The organism is Pseudomonas sp. P5_A2_2 (genome assembly GCF_054177685.1).
On the sequence record NZ_JBGCUL010000655.1, the window covers coordinates 1 to 2561 of the forward strand.

2 protein-coding genes are annotated in these 2561 nt (G+C 63.3%); both read right to left on the reverse strand.

What is annotated here, in order from left to right:
* Positions 1-1442 (reverse strand): aldehyde dehydrogenase (NADP(+)) (locus ACXRVY_RS23735; protein WP_458238399.1); only part of this gene is annotated, 1442 nt, incomplete at its 3' end.
* A gap of 56 nt (positions 1443-1498) precedes the next feature.
* Positions 1499-2561: MFS transporter (locus tag ACXRVY_RS23740; RefSeq protein ID WP_458238400.1), on the reverse strand; the 1063-nt coding region annotated here is incomplete at its 5' end.

Genomic DNA, 2561 nt, shown 5'->3' on the forward strand with positions numbered 1-2561 from the left:
CTGCCGACTGACGTGCCACGGGCGTCGGAGGTTGCAGGGTAAGGCCCGCCATGGACCATGGCATCGCAGACTTCGACCCCGGTGGGGTAACCGTTGAACAGTACCCGGCCGACTTTTTGTTCCAGCAGTATCAGCAGGTCCGCATGGGTCTGAAGATCCGATGCTTCGCCAATCAATGTCGCAGTCAGTTGCCCGTGCAAGCTGTTCAACGCCTGGCGCAGCTCAACCTTGTCCGCCACTTCAACGACAATGGTGGTCGGCCCGAACACTTCTTCCTGTAGCAGCGGATCCCCATTGAGCAGCAGGCTGACGTCGGCCTTGAACAGTTGCGGCCGCGCCTGATTGCCCTGCTGGTCGCGGCCCGCCAGGTGCGTCACGCCCGGATGCTCGAGCAAGGCCCGCAGCCCTTTTTCATAGCTGCCGAGGGTGCTGGCATTGAGCATGGTTTGCGCCGGTTGTGCGGCCATCAGGTGGCTTAGTCGCGCAATGAACGCAGTCCATTCAGGGGCGCGAATACCAATGACCAACCCCGGATTGGTGCAGAACTGCCCGCAACCCTGGACCACCGATGCCACCAGTTCACCGGCGATCTTCTCGCCGCGCGCACGCAAGGCTTCGGGCAATACCAACACTGGATTGATGCTGCTCATCTCGGCGAACACCGGGATGGGTTGTTGGCGTGCGGCGGCCATGTCGCAAAGGGCACGGCCACCTTTGAGCGAGCCGGTGAAACCGACGGCCTGAATCGCCGGGTGCTTGACCAGCGCTTCACCGACACCCGCGCCGTAGATCATGTTGAACACACCCTTGGGCATGTCGGTCTGCTCGGCGGCGCGCAGGATCGCATCGGCCACGCATTCGGCGGTTGCCATGTGCCCGCTGTGGGCCTTGAACACCACCGGGCAACCGGCGGCCAGGGCCGCTGCGGTATCGCCGCCAGCCGTCGAAAAGGCCAACGGAAAATTGCTGGCGCCGAACACTGCCACCGGGCCGACGCCGATCCGGTACTGGCGCAGGTCAACCCGTGGTAGCGGCTGACGCTCCGGCAGGGCACGGTCGATGCGCGCGCTGTAGAAATCGCCCCGACGCAGGACCTCAGCGAACAGACGCATCTGGCCGCTGGTGCGGCCGCGCTCGCCCTGAATCCGGGCGCTGGGCAGGGCGGTCTCACGGGTCACCAGGGCAACGAACTCGTCATCCAGGGCATCCAGTTGCGCGGCGATGGCTTCAAGGAATTGCGCCCGGCGCGTCGCCGGCAAATTACGAAAGGCTGGATAGGCGGCCGCAGCGGCCTGGGCGGCCGCGTCGACTTCTTGCGCGGTGGCTTGCACGAAAGAGTAGGGCAGTGCTTCGCCGGTGCTGGCGTCATGGCTGTTCAGGATGATGCCGCCGACGGCGCTGCGTGTACCGCCGATGTAGTTGTGGCCAAGGATCTCAGACATCAAAAAAGCTCCTGTCGAAAAATGGGGTAGCAACACAAAACCTCTGTGGGATTTACTCAGGCCAGAGAATCGGCCCGGCGTGGGCTGGTCGGGGCTGGGTCCAGCGCAGCAACCCGCGCCGCCGACTCGGCATCCACCTGGCGCAATGACTTGCCACGGGTCTCGCGGGTCAGGCCGACAGCCACCACGGAAATCAGCGCGGCGCCCACCAGATACCAGGCGATCGGAGTCGAGCTGTGGTACTTGTTGAGCAAGGTGATGGCGATCAGCGGTGCAAGGGAGCCGGCGAAGATCGGCGCCACCTGGTAGCACAGGGACAGAGCCGTGTAGCGTACGTGGGTCGGGAACAGTTCAGCCATCAGCGCCGAGTAAGGCGCATAAGTCATCGACTCGATGGCCAGGCCCAGGGTGATGGCGGCCATGATCAGCCAGTTGTTGCCGGTGTCCATCATCGGGAAACCGATAAAACCCCAGAACGCTGTGAGCACCGCGCCGGTCAGGTACACCGGCTTGCGCCCGACGATGTCCGACAGATAGCCCATCAGCGGGATCAGGAAAAAGTGCACCAGGTGCGCGCCGAACATCAGCAGCAGAATTTGCGAAGTGTCCTTGTGCACCACCAGTTTCAGATAGGTAATCGAGAACGTCACCACGGTGTAGTAGAGGATGTTCTCGGCAAAGCGTGCGCCGATTCCCACCAGCACCGAACGCCAGTGATGACGCAGCACTTGCACCACACCGAGCTGTTGCTGTTTGGTCTGTGCCTGACGGGCCTGGGCTTCCTTGAAGATCGGCGCGTCATCGACGCTGGTGCGAATCCAGTAACCGATCAACACGACTACCGCCGAGAACCAGAACGCCACGCGCCAGCCCCAGGCAAGGAACTGTTGCTCTGACAGGTTCGACGACAACAGCAGCAGGGCGACCGTGGCCACCAGGTTGCCGGCCGGCACCCCGGCTTGCGGCCAACTGGCCCAGAAGCCCCGACGATTGTCCGGGCAGTGTTCGGACACCAGCAGAATCGCGCCGCCCCATTCGCCACCGAAAGCGAAGCCCTGGATCAACCGCAACAGCACCAGTAGCACCGGCGCTGCGTAACCGATCTGCTCGAAGCCAGGC